Genomic DNA, 16,225 nt, shown 5'->3' on the forward strand with positions numbered 1-16,225 from the left:
TATTCTATTTTAACAGCATTTTTAACTCACACTCAAACAAAAACTCAAAGGCTTCAAGCCTTATGTAGGCTTCCCTTATGCTTTTGCCCCATGTGTAAAGGCCATGAGATTTCAAAAGAAAACCATAAACCTTTTCTTCCTTTTCCAACCTCTCCCTTATCATCTCGGATAGGCCTTTCATGTCTTGGGAGTTTTCAAAGACTGGCACCATTAGGCTCGTTTGATGGGTTTTTATACCTTCAAAGGCCTTCAAAAGCTCGTAGTTTTCCAGCCTTATATCCCCTTTAGAAAGCCTTGATATGAGCGTAGAGTTTATGGAATGCACGTGCAAAACACACATGGCGGAAGGAAAGAGTTTATAAACCAAGGTGTGCAAAAGTGTTTCCGCCGAAGGCCTTTTTGAGCCTTTTACCAAGTTTCCCTCAAGGTCCACAAACACAAAGTCCTCCCTTGTGAGGTGTCCCTTGTGGCTTCCAGAGGCGGTAATTAGGATAAGTCCATCTTCAAGCCTTGCGGATAGGTTTCCACCACTGGCGGGTAGCCAGCCCCTTGAATGAAGCTCTCTTCCTATCTCAATAAGCTCGGATATCTCCCTTTCCATGGGCTTAAAATTTTAAGCCATAATCGCACCAGCTTCTCACAGGACATTCACCACATTTTGGCTTTACTGGCTTGCATATGGTTTGGCCAAGGGCCACCACCAATCGGTTAAAATCTCGCCAATATTCCACTGGTAGGATTTCCATAAGAGCTTTTTCTGTTTCCTCTGGAGTCTTTGTCTTCACAAGGCCCCATAGGTTGCTTATTCGGTGCACATGGGTATCCACTGCAATGGCTGGTTTTCCAAAGCCTTCAGAAAGCACTATGTTTGCCACCTTCCTGCCCACACCCTTTAGCTTCAAAAGGTCTTCCAAAGTGTCCGGAACCCTTCCACCAAAGTCTTCTATAAGCTGTCTTGCAAGCTCCTTTAACTGCCTTGCCTTATTCCGATAAAAGCCCACGGGGTATATGAGCCTTTCAAGCTCTTTGAGGTCCATCTGCAGAAGGTCCTGTGGACTTTTTACCCTCTCTAAAAATCTCTTACAGACCTCTGCTGTAGTCTCATCCCTTGTCCTTGTGGAAAGCAGGGCGCAGAGCAGGGCGCTCAATGGGTCCTTCCTCTTTTGGGCGATGAGCTTTACAATGGGCGCATGCCACTTTTCATACTCATCCTTCATTATTTCAAGCACCACCTTTAAATCTTCTTTCCTCATGGCCTTATCTTCAAAAGGATAAATAGGGCTAAAATATGCAAAGATAGGGAGTATATGACAAGGGCCATTGGTGAAAGCTCATAGAGGAGGCCCATTAGGGCGCCACCAAGGAAGGCCGAAAGGCCTATAAAGAAGTGAAAGATGCCGTAGGCCCTCCCTCTGCTTGCCTCAGAGGAAAGCTTGGCAACGGCAGACCTCATGATAGACTCTTGCACTCCAAGGCTTATGCCCCAAAGGGCTATGGCGAAAAGCACCTTATCAAAGAGGAAAAGAAGAATGGGAGAAAAGAGTCCAAAGGAGAGGCCAACTGCAAGCGCCAAAAAGCCCCTTTTGTCATATAGCACACCAAAAAAGAGGGCAGAAAGAGCGTCTAAGGCCATGGCAAGGGCAAAAAGGAGGGAGACCTTCCATCCGTCAAAGGCATGCTGGTAAAGATGAAAGCCTATTAAGGGAAAGGGTAAAAAGGAAAGGGAGATAAGGCAGGAGGACAAAAGGTAAAGATAAAAGGCTTTGGAAAACTTGGCAGGCTCATAGGAAGACTTTTCAAGGTTTATCTTGTCCGAGTATATCCTTTTTGCAAAAAATAGCAAAAGTATGGCAAGGATGGCAGGGATAAGGAGGAAGAGAAAGGCGGACCTATAGCCAAGGCCCAAAAGAAGCACCAAGGCCACAAACAAAGGCCCAAGCACGGCACCAATCTGGTCAAGAAACTCATGGAGGCCAAAGCCCTTACCATGCCCCACCAAAGAAGTAGCCTTTGAAAGAAGCACATCCCTTGAGGGCGTCCTTATGCCCTTCCCAAACCTCTCAAAGAAGACCAAGAGGCCAGCAAGTTGCCAGCTTTTTACCAAGCCAAGCAAAGGCACAGAGAAAAGGTTAAGGGCGTAGCCCAGCATGGTTAAAGCCCAATAGCTCCTTAGCCTATCGGAAAGCACACCGGAGAAAAGCCTTATCCAATAGCCTATAAGCTCGGAAGCTCCAGATATTAGGCTTACCGCAAAGGCGCTGGCTCCAAGGTAGGCAAGGTAAGGCCCTATTATGCCCTTGGCACCTTCGTAGGTAAAATCGGAAAGAAGGCTCACAAGGCCCATAAGGAAGATGAACCTGTAGGCCCTCTTTTTATCCCACATCTATATGGCTTACCTCTCCCACTATCTCAAGTGGAATGTGCCTTTTTATATTTTCAAGGATGGGGTATAGGTCTTCAAAGGTGTCTGGCGTGGCAATAAGGTAGACCTCATCGGAGCTTTTCTCCTTTGTCCTCACTATGGCCTTCCTTCCTGCACCGTCCATTAGGGCTGTAAAAAGGCCTATATACCTCTTAGGAACCCTTACCAGAAGCACCCTTGCCCTTATCTCTTTGCTCATGGCTTATTATCTTTGCACCAAACATATCCTTTACCCTTTCCACAAAGGGTGGCAACGAAGCATTCTCCTTTTCTATTTTTTCTATCACAAAATCCGCCTTTGGATTTATGGCCTTTAGTTTGTTTATCTCCTCTTGAGTAAGGGTTCCCTCCTCCACATAAAAGACCACCCTGTCTTCCTTTATCTCATACCTTGACCTCTTTAATATCTCAAAGGTAAGGCTATCCACCTTACCTTCAAAGGCCTCAAGAGGGTTTATCTTTGGGTCCTCTTGCGTCTTTTTTTCTTCCTCCGCTTTATCCTCTGGCTTTTCCTCCACCTTTACCTGCAATCCATACTTTAATAGCTGGCTTATGGGCAAAATGTCCTTTATTATCTGTGTCTTTATGATGGCAAGCTCAAAGGCTCTAAGGATGTCCCTACTTCTTGCATCTATCCTTATGGTGTTTACCACCTTTTCAAGGTATAGTAGGGCATTGAGCGGCACAGTCTGAAGGCTTTTGTGAAAGTCTTCCACTCTCATTACCTTTTCTGGGTCCTTTAGGCTCCTATAAAGTAGAAGGGACCTTATTTCCTCCTCCAGAAGGTCGCAGAACCTCACAAGGTTAAAGCCCTTTTGGCTAAGGTCCCTCACAAAGTCAAGGGCCTCATCCACCTTAGAATCCAAAAGTAAAAGGAGAAACTCCCTTACCCTCTCCTGGGAGACTATACCCAAAAACTCCTCCACCAGCTCCACCTTTACCTTTCCCTCACCGTAGGTGCTAACCTGGTCCAAAAGAGATACCGCATCCCTCATTCCACCGTCGCTTAGCTTTGCCAACATGTATAGGGCCTTTTCTTCACACTCAAGGCCTTCCTTTTGGCATATCCTCTTTAGGTTTTCCACAATCTGGTCTTCTCTTAGCTTGGAGAAGATGAGCCTTTGGCATCTTGAAAGGATGGTGGGTATGATCTTTTCGTATTCGGTGGTGCAAAGGATAAAGATGGTTCTGGGTGGTGGCTCTTCCAAGGTCTTCAAAAGGGCGTTAAAGGCCTCCTTTGTGAGCATATGGGCTTCGTCAAGTATATAGACCTTGTATTTGCCCTTTATGGGTGCATAAGAGACCGCGTCCCTTATGGACCTAATATCATCTATGCCCCTGTTGGAGGCTGCGTCTATCTCTATAAGGTCTGGGAAGGAGCCTTTGTCTATGGCCACACAGTTTTCACAAACTCCGCAAGGCTCTCCCTCCTTTGGTTGAAGACAGTTTACGGCCTTTGTAAGTATGCGTGCCAGTGTGGTCTTCCCCGTCCCCCTTGGACCAGCAAAAAGATAGGCATGCGAGAGTTTTCCCAGTCTTATGGCGTTTTTGAGAACTCGGACTGGCACCTCTTGCCCTACCACCTCAGAAAAGGTCCTTGGCCTATACTTTCTGGCAAAGGGGATATACATGATTTAAATAGTATAATCCTTATTGCAAAAGTTTATAGCTTTGTTATCTTTATCTAATAAGAGAGGTGTGAGAGATGTTTGAGAAGTTTACTGAGAAGGCAAGGCAAATTATCCTCCAAGCAAGGGAGGAAGCTATAGAGCTTGGGCATACTTATCTTGGCAGTGAGCATATATTGCTATCCTTGATAAGGGAGGATGACCTACCCTCCCTAATACTCTCCCGCTTTGGACTCACTCCAGAAAAGGTGCGCAAAGCCATAATGGGACAGATAACCCGTGGAAGCCACTCGGGTGAGATACTCTTTGCTCCAGATGCCAAAAGGGTGCTGGAGTTTGCCGTAGAAGAGGCCCGCATACTCCACCATCAGTTTGTAGGACCGGAACATCTTCTCATAGGTGTGGTAAGGGAAAAGACTGGCCTTGGTGGAAGGATACTAAGGGGCTTTGGCCTTGATGAATATTCTGTAAGAAGGGAAGTGCTACAAATACTGGGTGAGCTTCCACCGCAAGAGACCACAAAGTATGCACCAACGCCCAACCTTGATAGGTTCTCCAGAGACCTGACCCAGATGGCAAGGGAAGGGAAGCTTGACCCTGTAATAGGAAGGGACAAGGAAATAGAGAGGGTTATACAGATACTTGTAAGGCGCAGGAAGAACAACCCAGTGCTTTTGGGAGACCCAGGCGTGGGCAAAACGGCCATAGTGGAAGGCTTGGCCCAAAGGATAGCCAACAGGCAGGTGCCAGACCCGCTTCTGAATAAAAGGGTGGTAGCTCTTGACCTTGCAGCCCTTGTGGCAGGTACCAAGTATAGGGGACAGTTTGAAGAAAGGCTCAAAAACATTCTCAAAGAGCTTGAGAAGGCTCCCAACGTAATACTCTTCATAGATGAAATACACACTCTTGTAGGTGCTGGCTCTGCGGAAGGCTCCATTGACGCAAGCAATATGCTAAAGCCAGCATTGGCAAGGGGTGAAATACAGGTGATAGGTGCCACCACCCTTGATGAATACAGGAAGTACATAGAGAAGGATGGCGCCCTTGAGAGAAGGTTCCAACCCATAATAGTAGAACAGCCTTCTCAAGAGGACACCATAAGGATACTCTACGGACTAAAGGCTAAGTTTGAAGAGTTCCACAACGTAGAATACACACCAGAGGCCATAGAGAAGGCCGTAATCCTCTCCGAAAGGTATATAACGGAGAGAAATCTACCAGACAAGGCCATAGACGTGATAGACGAGGCCGGCTCATTGGTAAAGCTTAGGGCTTACCAGCTACCGCCAGAACTAAAGGAGCTTGAGGAAAAGATAAAGGAAATAGAGGAGAAGAAGGAAGAGGCAGCCAACGAGCAAGACTATGAGAAGGCAGCAAGGTTAAGGGATGAGGAGCTAAGGCTAAGGGCAAAGCTTGAAAACCTAAAGGCAAAATGGAAGCAGGAGATGTCCGCCAACAGGCCAAAGGTTACAGAAGAGGATGTGGCAGAGGTGGTGGCAAGATGGACTGGTATACCGGTAAAGAGGATACACGAAAGCGATATGGAAAAGCTCCTCCATATAGAAGAAGAGCTTCACAAGAGGGTAGTAGGTCAAGAGGATGCTATAAGGTCCATAGCCAGAGCCATAAGAAGGTCAAGGGTTGGGCTTAAGGGCAAGCATAGGCCCATAGGAGTTTTCCTCTTCCTTGGTCCTACCGGTGTAGGAAAGACAGAAACGGCAAAGGCTTTGGCAGAGTACCTTTTTGGTTCGGAAGATGCCCTTATAAGGTTTGATATGTCCGAATACATGGAAAAGCACACCGTATCAAGGCTTGTGGGCGCTCCTCCAGGCTATGTGGGCTATGAGGAAGGCGGTCAGCTAACAGAAAAGGTGCGTAGAAGACCTTACTCTGTGCTACTCTTTGACGAGATAGAAAAGGCTCACCCCGATGTGTTTAACATCTTCCTACAGATCTTTGACGATGGAAGGCTTACAGACGCCATGGGCAGAACGGTGGACTTCTCCAACACCATAATCATCATGACCTCCAACCTTGGAGCAAGGCTCATAACCCATGGCAGTCAGATGGGCTTTGAGAAGAAGTTTGGCATGATAGATTACGAACAGATGAAGAAAAACGTTATGGACCAGGTAAAAAGGACCTTTAGCCCAGAGTTTCTCAACAGGCTTGATGAGATCATAGTCTATAGACCTCTTGAGAAGGAAGATGTGGTTAAAATACTGGACTTGCAGCTTAACCAAATCAATGAAAGCCTCAAAGAATGGAACGTAAAAGTTAAACTTCACAAGAGCTTTGTGGATTGGATAATTGAAAAGGAGTACAAGCCCGAGTATGGAGCAAGAAGCTTAAAGAGGGCATTGCAACACCATGTGGAAGACCTCTTGGCAGAAGAGCTACTAAAAGGTAGCCTTGCGGATGTAGAGCTTGTAGAGATAAGGGTAAAGGATGACAAGCCTTATCTAAAGCCTGTGAAGAAAAGGGAGAAGCTGGAAGCCATATTTAATCAGTAAACGCAATTGAAGGGTTTTCTAAGGCAAAGACCTTGGAGAGCCCTCCCCTTCCACTTACACCTATAACCTTATCCGCAAAGCTTGCCAAAACTTCTCTAAGTGTTACCACGATAAACTGGGCCTTTTTTGACCTTTCTTTTATAAGCTCTCCCACCCTTCTGGCGTTGGCCTCATCAAGGTGGGCATCTACCTCATCAAAGTAATAAAAAGGTGAAGGTCTGTAGTCTTGTATGGCAAATATAAGAGAGAGTGCTGCAAGCGTCTTTTCTCCACCAGAAATGGCCTCAAGGTATTGCACCTCCTTACCCCTTGGCTTTACCACAAGACTAACGCCACCAGAAAAAGGGTCTTCTTCTTTTTCAAGAAGCATGTATGCCTTACCACCTGGAGATAGCTGAGAGAAGATATTCTTTAAGTTCTTGTTTATGGCCTGAAAGGTTTCCATAAAGGCTTTTAGCTTTTTACTTTCTACTTCTTCTATTAGTTCCTTTATAGATTCCTTTTCTTCCTTTAACCTTTTGTACCTTTCTTGGTAGTCTTTGTACCTCTCTTCGTATTCCTTATATTCTTCCTCTGCTTTGAAATTTACACTGCCCAAAGAAGATAATTCTCTTAAAACTTTGGACAACTCCTCTTTTAGCCTGTTCATTCCCTCCTTTACCTCCATCACCTCCCCTTCATAGCCAAGCTCCTTTAATCTTTCAATGTTTTCTGCATACCTCTCTTCCATTCTTGTCCTTTCTATGCTTAGCCTGTGAAGCTCCTCTTTAAGGTTTTCCTCGTGGAATTTTAGCTTTCCAAGCTCCGACTGAACACTTCTTTGTTCTTCTTCCAGTCTATCCTTTTGCCTGTATAGTTCATAGGCCTGTAGGTTTATGTTTTGTAGCTCCTTTTCAAGGTCTTCCCTTTTTTGTAGTAAGCTTTCAATCTGTGCCTTTAGGTCTTCCATCTCCTTTTGGGCGCTGTCTATAAAGGCAAGCTTTCTACCTATTTCCTTTTGTATATTTTCCTTTTCAAGCTCCACCTCTTTAAGTTTTATCTGTTTACCATGTATGGATTCTTTTAGTTTTTCCATCTTTTGGCGAAGCTTTTCATACTGCACCCTTAGGTCCTCAACACCAGATTCTTTGTAGTGGACCAAAAAGGACTGTCTTTTTAGGCTTAGGTTTTCCATCTTCTCTTCCAAGTATTGGGTTTCCTCCCTTAGCTCTTTTATCCTTTCTTTTGCCTTTTCTCTTTCCTCTTCTAAGGTGCTTATGTAATCCTCCGCCTTTTTAAGCTTTTCTTCTATGGCCCTTATCCTTTCAAAGCTTGACTTGTCTTTTTCTTCTATCTCTTCAAGCCTCCTTCGGAGTATGGCCATTACTCCTTCCTTTTCCACAAGCTCGTCCCTCAAAGCCTTTAAAAGCTTTTCTTCTCTTTCTTCCTCTACCCTTAGCTTTTCATGTATTTGGTTTAGTCTTTCCAACTCTTCAAGGTAAAAACCCCTACCCAGTTCACCCCTTTCCTCGCCATAGCCACCGCTTATCACACCGCTTTTTTCAAAAAGTTCACCCTCAAGGGTCACCATCCTGTATGTGCCAACACCTAAGGCCTTGGCAGTTTCAAAGCTATCCACCAAAAGGGTGTCTCCAAAGACAAACTTTACGGCCTTTTCAAACCTTGGGTCGTAGTCAAGCAAGTTTACCACAAAGTCTATAACACCCTTCATCCTTGGTGGATAGGAGGGTATTTTTGTATCCCTTATCCTATTCAAAGGTATAAAGTTCAACCTTCCCCACCTCAGCTCCTTTAACCTGTTTATGCACTCCTTTGCCACATCTTCGTTCTCAACCACCACATAGGATAGTCTTCCACCCCCCGCCGTTTCCACAGCCTTTAAGTATTCCAAGTCTTTTATTCTTACAAGGCTTGCCACCCTCCCATATACTCCTTTTATATCTTCAAAGGGAAGGTCCTCTGGTGGTAGGCTTTGAAGCCTCCCCCTTATCATAGACATCTCTTTTAGCACCTCTTCCCTTTCTTGTCTTATCTTTCTTAACCTTTCTTCTACCTTTTGATACTCTTCCTTTTTGTGTTTTAGTGATTTTTCTTCTTCTTTTAACATCTTTTGATAGTTTTCCCTTTTCATTATGGCCTCTGCCATATCCGCTTTGAGCTTTTCTTCCTCCTCTTTTAGCCTTTCCATATCCTCCCTTATCCTTTCCTTTTTTATATCAATCTCTCTTATCCTTAGCTCCAATGTGGATAGCTCTTTTTTATTTTTTTCCAAAATAGAACTTAACTCCTTTAGCTTTTCCTCAGTTTTTTCCATTTCTTCAAGGGACACTTTTAATCTATCTTCCTTTTCTTTTATGCTCCTCCACAGTAAATTGGCAGATTCTTCCAAGGATATTAGCTCTACTTCCTCTTGGTCTATTAATTTTTTAAGGTCCTCTTCGTCTTTTAAAAGAAGTTCTTTTTGAACTTCCAAAAACTTTATCTGCTCCTGTGTGGAATATATTTCCTTTTCAAGGTTTTCCAACCTTTTTCTATAAGTTTGGATTGTTTGGTCTATGTTTTCCATGGATTGTGAAATCCTTCCCACCCTTTCCCTAAAGGGGAAAAGGTCCTCATTTAGCTTTTTTAATCCTTCTTCAAGAGTCTTTAGCCTCTCTTCATAGCCTGTTATCCTTTGCCTTAAATCCTTTAGCTCTTCTTCCTTTGATTCAATCTGAACCTTTATGTTATCAATGGACCTTTTAAATTCGTAAGCAGTTTTTAAATTAAGCTTTATTTCTAAGCTTCTCTTTGCTTCCTCCAGCTCCTTGTAAAGCCTTAGCCTTTTTAGTTCCTCCTTTAGCTTTTCCATCTGCACTTCCATTTCATCCATCAAAAGCTTTAGCTCCCTTATCTTTAATTCAACCTCCCCAAGGTCTGCCAGAGCCTTTTGCTTTTTCTCCTCATACTCTTCAATGCCTGCAATCTCTTCAATAAGCTTCCTCCTTTCCACGGGCGTCATCTTCAAAAACCTTACAATATCCCCCTGAAGCACCACATTGTATGCGTTTTCGTATATGCCAGCCTTTGACAAAAAGTCCATAAGGTCCCTCTCCCTCACCACCGCACCGTTTATCCGAAAAACTGTCCTTCCATCTTGATAAACCTTTCTTGATATGACTATATCCTCCTCTTGCAAGGGGAAAAGGCCGTAGTTTTTAAAATGTACCTCCACGTAGGCATAATCCGCCCTATCAGAGTTTCTGTTGTAGATAAGATATGAAAGGTTCTTGGCCCTCAAGGTTTTTGCTGTTGCTATGCCAAGGGCAAAGGATATGGCATCTCCTATATTGGATTTACCCGATCCATTGGGTCCCACAATGCCTATAAAGCCCTGTCCTAGTGGTATTTCTACCCTATCCTTTCCATAGGACTTGAACCCCTCTAGGCTTATTTTTTCTATCCAAGCTTTCACAGAATAATAGTATAATTAAAGACAGGACTATGAGTATTAAAGTTTTTAGTCTAGAAATTGGGCTGGTAGGGGTTTACAAGAATTTACACTATGCGTCCTGAAGTTTTGCTCTCACTATATGTAGGCCTACTTTTTTCCATAGTCTTTATAGTTGCTCCTTCCCTGCTAAGGGTGGAAGAAAACAAAAACCTTGCGGGTAGGTTCTATGGGACAATACTGTGGAGGTTTTATAAGGTTGCTTTTTTGTTGCTTATGTTTTATCTTATTTTAGGAGATGAGAGAATATATACACTACTTCTCATGCTGGGTCTTGGCTTGAACGTGGGAGTATCATACTGGCTGAAAAAATACAAAAAAGAGCTTGGAAATATAGACCTTATTGACTACAGGGACCCCAAAAGGGTGGTTTTTAGAAGGGTTTCTATGCTTTCTACCCTTTTACTTTTTATAAATTTTCTTTTTTCCTTTTATTTACTTTTCAAAAAACTAAAAGGAGGTGCCTTTGCAGGAGTATAGGGTAAACAGACAGATAAGAGCAAAAGAGGTAAGGCTTATAGACGAGAATGGCAAGCAGATAGGCATAGTTCCTTTGCAAGAAGCCTTAAGGATAGCCAGTGAGAAGGGGCTGGACTTAGTAGAGATAGCCCCCAACGCAAACCCGCCTGTGTGCAAAATACTGGATTATGGAAAGTTCTTGTATGAGCTAAAAAAGAAGGAAAAGGAGGCAAAGAAAAAGCAAAGGGAACATGCTATTGAAGTGAAAGATATGATGCTCTCCCTAAGGATTGACGAACACGACCTTAAGGTGAAGCTTAAACATATGAGAGAGTTTCTTATGGATGGGGACAAGGTCAGAGTCAGGATACGCTTTAGAGGAAGAGAACACCTCCATCCCGAGCTGGGCGATAAACTGGTGAATAGGATAATAGAAGAGTTATCCGATGTGGGTCAGCTTGAGTCTCCTGTTAAAAAAGAGGGCAATTTCCTTGTTTTTTCACTGCTACCTAAAAAGAAGTGAAATTTATAATTAAAGATAACTGAGGAGGGTGATATGACACCGGCTAATGCCACTACTGAAATAAGGCTTATAGATATACTTCAAAAGGCCCTTAGGGCTAATGCTTCTGATATTCACATAACGGCCGGTGCAAGGCCAGCATTGCGTATTGATGGTAAGATAACTCCGCTTATGGAATATCCCATATTGACTCCAGAGATGACCCAACGAATTGCTTATTCTGTGATGTCTGAAAAACACAGAAAAACCCTTGAGGAAAAGGGTCAAGTAGACTTTTCCTTTGGTGTAAAGGATATAGGCAGGTTTAGGGCGAACGTTTTTATGCAAAGGGGTTCTGTAGCGGCTGCCTTTAGAAGACTGCCAAACAAGATAATGAGTGTGAAAGAGTTGGGCCTTACGGAAAAAGTTTTAGAGCTTTGCCATAAAAGTATGGGCCTTGTTCTGGTTACAGGTCCAACGGGTTCTGGTAAAAGTACAACGCTTGCTTCTCTTATAGATTACATAAACCAAAACTTCCCACACCACATAATAACCATAGAAGACCCCATAGAGTATGTCTTTCATCACAAAAAGAGCATAGTTAACCAGAGGGAGATTGGGGAAGATGTGCATAGCTTTGCAGATGCCCTGCGGGCTGCCCTTAGAGAGGACCCGGACGTTATATTGGTTGGAGAGATGAGGGACTTGGAAACCATTGAGATAGCTTTGAGGGCAGCAGAAACAGGTCACTTAGTTTTTGGAACGCTTCATACAAACACGGCTGTATCCACCATAACAAGGATAGTGGATGTTTTCCCGCCACAACAACAAGCACAGGTTATAGTCCAGCTTTCTTTTGTCCTTCAAGGTGTTATATCCCAAAGGCTCATTCCAAAGATAGGTGGTGGAAGGGTTCTTGCTTATGAACTTATGATACCCAACACTGCTATAAGAAATCTTATAAGAGAGAATAAGCTTCAGCAAATATACGCTATTATGCAAAGCGGACAGGCGCAAACGGGTATGCAAACGATGAACCAGTCTCTTTATTCACTTTACAAATCTGGGCTTATAACCTTGGAAGATGCCTATAAATACTCTCCGGATGTGAAAGAGCTTGAAAATATGATTAGAAGGGGAGGCTAAAAGATGCCAAAGTATAGGTATAAGGCCTTTGATGAGATGGGGTCTTTTGTGGAAAGTGAGGGAGAATATCCGAGTCAAGAAGCTTTGATAACAGATTTACAACAAAAGGGTCTAACCATAATACAGGTAATAAACCTTGAGGAAGAAAAAAAGAGGGAAGAGGTGCTTTTAAACTATCTTTGCCTTTTGGATCAAGGGTTAGCGACAGAGACCTTTCCATATTTTGTAGACAATTGGGAACGATGATAAATGCTGGACTCAACCTTATAGATGCTTTAAACATACTGTCAGAACAGCTGCCAAATAAGAGGCTTGCTGAAGCAAGCAAGAAGGTGGCAATAATGGTTAGTGAAGGAAAACCCATATCCAATTCTATGGCAGAGTTTCCTTCTGTGTTCACAGAATTCATAGTAAACCTTGTTAAGGTGGGTGAGGAGACTGGTAATCTTGACATTGCCCTTATAAGAGCAGCTGATTACTATGAAAAGATGGCTTCTATAAAAAACAAGATAAAAAGTGCATCCTTTTATCCCACCTTTGTAGTGATAATAGCCACGGTCATAGTTACAGGCATCCTATACTTCCTTGTGCCTACCTTTGCAGAAATATACAACTCCCTTGGCGGTGAGCTACCACTACCTACACAGATGTTAATAGCAGCATCCAACGCTCTAAGGTCAAGTTTATTGCCAATTTTAGCTTTTATCATAGGCTTTTCTTTCCTTTTTAGGTTCCTTATGAAAAATGTTTACCAGTTTAGAAGGGCAGTCCATTCTTTTATGCTAAGGGCTCCCAAGATGGGGGATTTGGTGGTCAAAAGCACCATGGCCAGGTTTGCAAGGACAATGGCCACTCTCTTTTCCAGTGGTGTTGTTCTTGAAAGAGCTTTTGAGATAGCTGGTCAAGTTGCTGGTAATGTAAGGATAAGAGAAGCTTTGGAGGCTGCCAAAAAGGATGTTATTGAAGGAGCTCCAATGCACAAGGCTCTTGAAAAAACTGGCATGTTCCCAAAGCTTATAATTGCTATGGTTAGAGTTGGCGAGGATACAGGTAGACTGGATGAGATGCTTGACACAATAGCCAGATTTTACGAAGACGAGTTTGACAAGGCCGTGGAAGGTATGATAAAGCTTATAGAGCCTATGCTTATTGTGTTTATAGGTGGAGTGGTAGGTTTAATACTCATAGCCTTATATTTGCCCATCTTTAAGATGGGAGAACTGATAAAATCTTAAACTTATGCTTAGCGTAGGGATTGTAGGACTACCAAACGTAGGAAAGTCTACCCTTTTTAATGCCCTAATACAGGCGGCAAAGGCTGCCGCAGCCAACTACCCCTTTTGCACCATAGAGCCAAACGTAGGCACTGTGGAGGTGCCAGACAAAAGGCTCTATGAGATAGCAAGGCTTGAAAGGTCAAAAAGGGTGGTGCCTACCTTTATAGAGTTTGTGGATATTGCAGGTCTTGTGCGCAACGCCAGCAAGGGTGAAGGCCTTGGAAACCAGTTTTTGGCTCACATAAGGGAAGTGGACGCCATAGCCATGGTGCTAAGGTGCTTTGAAAACCCAGAGGTGGTGCATGTGGAAGGTTCGGTAGACCCTATAAGAGATGCCCAGATAATAGACCTTGAGCTAATAGCCAAGGACTTAGAAACAGTAGAAAAAAGGATGGAGAAGGTGGAGAAGATGGCAAGGATTGGAGACAAGAAGGCAAAGGAAGAGCTAAATATGCTTGAGTCAATAAGGTCCATACTTGAAAAGATGGAGCCTATAAGGAGGCATGCAAAGAACTTGGATCCAGAGGTCTTGGACTATGCAAAAAGGAACCTTTTCCTGCTTACGGCCAAACCCTTGATGTATGTGGCAAACGTGAGCGAGAAGGATTTGCCAGAAGGGAATGAGTTTAGCAAGAGGGTCTTTGAGTATGCCAAGGAAGAGGGGTCTCCCGCCGTGCTAATATGCGCCAAGCTGGAAGAAGAACTTATAGGCCTTGAACCAGAAGAAAAGGAGGAGCTTTTAAAATCCTATGGTCTTGAAGAACCGGGGCTAAACAGGCTAATAAGAGAAGCATACAAGCTTTTGGACCTTATCACCTTTTTCACCGCTGGAGAGAAAGAGACAAGGGCTTGGACGGTAAAGAAAGGCACAAAGGCTCCACAGGCCGCAGGCAAAATACACTCTGACTTTGAAAGAGGCTTTATAGCTGCAGAGGTGATAAACTATGAGGATTACATAAAGGTTGGGTCCCTTAGCAAGGCAAAGGAGCTTGGCTTGGTAAGGCTTGAGGGAAAGGACTATGAGATAAAGGATGGGGATATTGTGTATTTCCGCTTCAATGTGTAAGCTCTTCAAGCTCTTTTATGAAGCTTTTTAAAACCACGTCCCTTGAAAATTTTCTTTTGTACAAGTTGTATGAATGCATGGAAAAGTCCTTCCACCTTTCTGTGGCCTTCTTCATCTTTTCTTTGAGGTCTTCCACATCACCTACCTTAAAGACATAGCCGTTTTTATCCTCTTCTACAGCTTCCTTAATACCTCCCACATCCGAGACTACCAAGGCACATCCACAAGCCAGGGCTTCTATAACCACCCTTGGCATGGCCTCTGTGTTCCTTGAGGGTATTACACAGACATGGGCCATCTTATAGTAGTCCTCCACCCTTGGCGTATAACCCACAAGATGGACTTTGTCTTTGAGGCCATACTTTTCTATAAAGCTTTTCACCTCACCCATGGCCTTCCCATCGCCCACCACGTAAGCTTCTATGTCTTTTCTTTCCAATGACAACTTATAAAAGGCTTCAAGGAAGTCAAAAATGCCCTTTCCCCTATCCACTTTGCCCACAAAGAGAAAGTTTATCTTGCCTTCTTCCTTTTCTGCGTAGCCAAAACGTGCCTCTTCTATAAGGTTGTAAATTACTTTTATCCTTTCTGGCTTTACGCCTTCCTTTATAAGGTTTTCTTTCACACGCTCGCTTACCGCAAAAAACCTATCCACATAGGGAAAGACAAACTTCCTTACCATCCACTCCTTCATCCTTTCCATGTGTCTGAAAAAGATTACCTTTATTCCAGCCATTTTGCCCGCCAAGAGGGCGTTCACATACTCTTTTCCGTTGTTGGCTATAATAAGCTTTGGCTTTTCCTTTATTAGCAACTTGGCAAGCCTTATGGTGCTAAGGAGAGCAAGGCTGTTTGGAAAAGAAAGGTGGTACTTTTTTATGCCCTCTGTGTGTTTGTCCACGTAAGAGCCTTTTGCACAGATAAGTACCACATCAATGCCTTCCTTTGAAAGTTCCTTTACCATCTGTATGGTGTGAAGCTCTGTGCCGCCAAAGTTGGGGTTTGGATTGCCGTTTAGCCATGCTATCTTCATAGTAGAACCTTATACAAAAACTTTGGAAGAAAGTCGTTGCCAAAGATGGTTATACGTCTTACCTCAAAGAGGTTTTCACTCTCTTCAAAGCTTCCATGCCTTGTGGTAAAGGCTATGCTATAGCCAGCCCTTTGGACCATGTCCTTTATTCGTTGGTTGTAGTCTCCGTAGGGATAACAGAAGGCCCTTATCTCTGTTCCAAGCTTGTCTTCAAGAATAACTTTTGAAGTGTATATCTCCTCCCATGCCTTTTGTGGGTCTATCTTTGAAAGGTAGGGGTGTGTAAGACTATGAGAGCCTATCTCAAAGCCAAGGCTATGAAGCTCTTTTATCTGTCCCCAGTTCATTATAGGCTTTTTGACTCTTATGCGTTCATGGTCCCACTGATTGTAGCTTCCCACAAGAGCCACAGGCACAAAGATCACACATCTGACCTTTAGCTCCATAAAGGTAGGAAGGGCATTCTCCCAAAAATCCAGATAGGCATCGTCAAAGGTAAGCAAAACTCCTTTTTTAGTATTCTTGTTTAATAATAGGTCCCCTAAGCTGAGAAAGTTAAAGCCCATAAACTTAAGAAGCTTTACCTGTCTTTTTAACTGTTCTCTACCAACAAAAAGTGTTTTTAACTTTGCTCCCTTAGGAGGTTTTCCTACGTTGTGGTAAGTTAGAATTTTTGTACTCACAAGTTT

15 protein-coding genes are annotated in these 16,225 nt (G+C 43.5%); 7 read left to right on the forward strand and 8 right to left on the reverse strand.

Translation table 11 applies throughout. The features are described 5' to 3' along the window. Positions 1-4: 4 nt before the first annotated feature. From ACZ5GB_RS07495 to dnaX, 5 genes are read right to left on the reverse strand one after another with little or no spacing between them, the layout of a single operon-like run. Positions 5-601, reverse strand: a complete 597-nt coding sequence (locus ACZ5GB_RS07495) for a methylthioribulose 1-phosphate dehydratase (RefSeq protein ID WP_464326606.1) — start codon at positions 599-601, stop codon at positions 5-7. Between the two features lie 4 nt (positions 602-605). Continuing rightward, the gene (locus ACZ5GB_RS07500) at positions 606-1,253 is read right to left on the reverse strand and encodes an endonuclease III domain-containing protein (RefSeq protein WP_464326607.1); all 648 of its coding nucleotides are present in this window, start codon (positions 1,251-1,253) and stop codon (positions 606-608) included. Beyond that, positions 1,250-2,383: an MFS transporter gene (locus ACZ5GB_RS07505; RefSeq protein ID WP_464326608.1), complete on the reverse strand. Its 1,134-nt coding sequence runs from the start codon at positions 2,381-2,383 to the stop codon at positions 1,250-1,252. The genes ACZ5GB_RS07500 and ACZ5GB_RS07505 overlap by 4 nt, the downstream gene beginning before the upstream one ends. Continuing rightward, on the reverse strand, positions 2,373-2,621 hold the full coding sequence (locus ACZ5GB_RS07510; RefSeq protein ID WP_464326609.1) for a hypothetical protein: 249 nt from the start codon (positions 2,619-2,621) through the stop codon (positions 2,373-2,375). The genes ACZ5GB_RS07505 and ACZ5GB_RS07510 overlap by 11 nt, the downstream gene beginning before the upstream one ends. After that, positions 2,575-4,053 (reverse strand): DNA polymerase III subunit gamma/tau, encoded by a 1,479-nt coding sequence (dnaX, locus tag ACZ5GB_RS07515; protein WP_464326610.1) that lies wholly within the window; start codon positions 4,051-4,053, stop codon positions 2,575-2,577. Before dnaX ends, ACZ5GB_RS07510 begins: the two co-directional genes overlap by 47 nt. Positions 4,054-4,127: 74 nt before the next feature. On the opposite strand from dnaX, the gene ACZ5GB_RS07520 reads away from it, so the two are divergent. Next, entirely contained in the window at positions 4,128-6,563 is a 2,436-nt protein-coding gene (locus ACZ5GB_RS07520) for an ATP-dependent Clp protease ATP-binding subunit (RefSeq protein WP_464326611.1), read from the forward strand. Here ACZ5GB_RS07520 and smc read toward each other — a convergent pair. Then, complete coding sequence (gene smc / locus ACZ5GB_RS07525) at positions 6,553-10,017, reverse strand: chromosome segregation protein SMC (protein ID WP_464326612.1); 3,465 nt, start codon at positions 10,015-10,017, stop codon at positions 6,553-6,555. The genes ACZ5GB_RS07520 and smc overlap by 11 nt on opposite strands. A 90-nt stretch (positions 10,018-10,107) precedes the next feature. On the opposite strand from smc, the gene ACZ5GB_RS07530 reads away from it, so the two are divergent. The 6 genes from ACZ5GB_RS07530 to ychF are packed head-to-tail and all read left to right on the forward strand — an operon-like array spanning position 10,108 to position 14,503. Continuing rightward, positions 10,108-10,533, forward strand: a complete 426-nt coding sequence (locus ACZ5GB_RS07530; protein WP_464326613.1) for a hypothetical protein — start codon at positions 10,108-10,110, stop codon at positions 10,531-10,533. After that, a complete protein-coding gene (gene infC, locus ACZ5GB_RS07535; RefSeq protein WP_464326614.1) occupies positions 10,520-11,035 on the forward strand; it encodes a translation initiation factor IF-3 in 516 nt (171 codons plus the stop codon). The genes ACZ5GB_RS07530 and infC overlap by 14 nt, the downstream gene beginning before the upstream one ends. Positions 11,036-11,068: 33 nt before the next feature. Next, complete coding sequence (locus tag ACZ5GB_RS07540; protein WP_464326615.1) at positions 11,069-12,160, forward strand: type IV pilus twitching motility protein PilT; 1,092 nt, start codon at positions 11,069-11,071, stop codon at positions 12,158-12,160. Positions 12,161-12,163: 3 nt separating this feature from the next. Continuing rightward, positions 12,164-12,406 carry a hypothetical protein gene (locus ACZ5GB_RS07545; protein ID WP_464326616.1) on the forward strand — a complete coding sequence of 81 codons (243 nt, stop codon included), beginning with the start codon at positions 12,164-12,166 and terminating at the stop codon, positions 12,404-12,406. Continuing rightward, positions 12,403-13,395: a type II secretion system F family protein gene (locus tag ACZ5GB_RS07550; protein WP_464326617.1), complete on the forward strand. Its 993-nt coding sequence runs from the start codon at positions 12,403-12,405 to the stop codon at positions 13,393-13,395. The genes ACZ5GB_RS07545 and ACZ5GB_RS07550 overlap by 4 nt, the downstream gene beginning before the upstream one ends. 4 nt (positions 13,396-13,399) lie before the next feature. Continuing rightward, a complete protein-coding gene (ychF, locus tag ACZ5GB_RS07555) occupies positions 13,400-14,503 on the forward strand; it encodes a redox-regulated ATPase YchF (RefSeq protein ID WP_464326618.1) in 1,104 nt (367 codons plus the stop codon). Here the strand turns inward: ychF and ACZ5GB_RS07560 are convergent. Together ACZ5GB_RS07560 and ACZ5GB_RS07565 are read right to left on the reverse strand one after the other, a co-directional pair. Then, on the reverse strand, positions 14,493-15,536 hold the full coding sequence (locus ACZ5GB_RS07560; protein WP_464326619.1) for a glycosyltransferase family 4 protein: 1,044 nt from the start codon (positions 15,534-15,536) through the stop codon (positions 14,493-14,495). The genes ychF and ACZ5GB_RS07560 overlap by 11 nt on opposite strands. Then, the gene (locus ACZ5GB_RS07565; protein ID WP_464326620.1) at positions 15,533-16,219 is read right to left on the reverse strand and encodes a polysaccharide deacetylase family protein; all 687 of its coding nucleotides are present in this window, start codon (positions 16,217-16,219) and stop codon (positions 15,533-15,535) included. Before ACZ5GB_RS07565 ends, ACZ5GB_RS07560 begins: the two co-directional genes overlap by 4 nt. Between the last annotated feature and the right edge of the window lie 6 nt (positions 16,220-16,225).

The organism is Hydrogenobacter subterraneus (assembly GCF_055390195.1).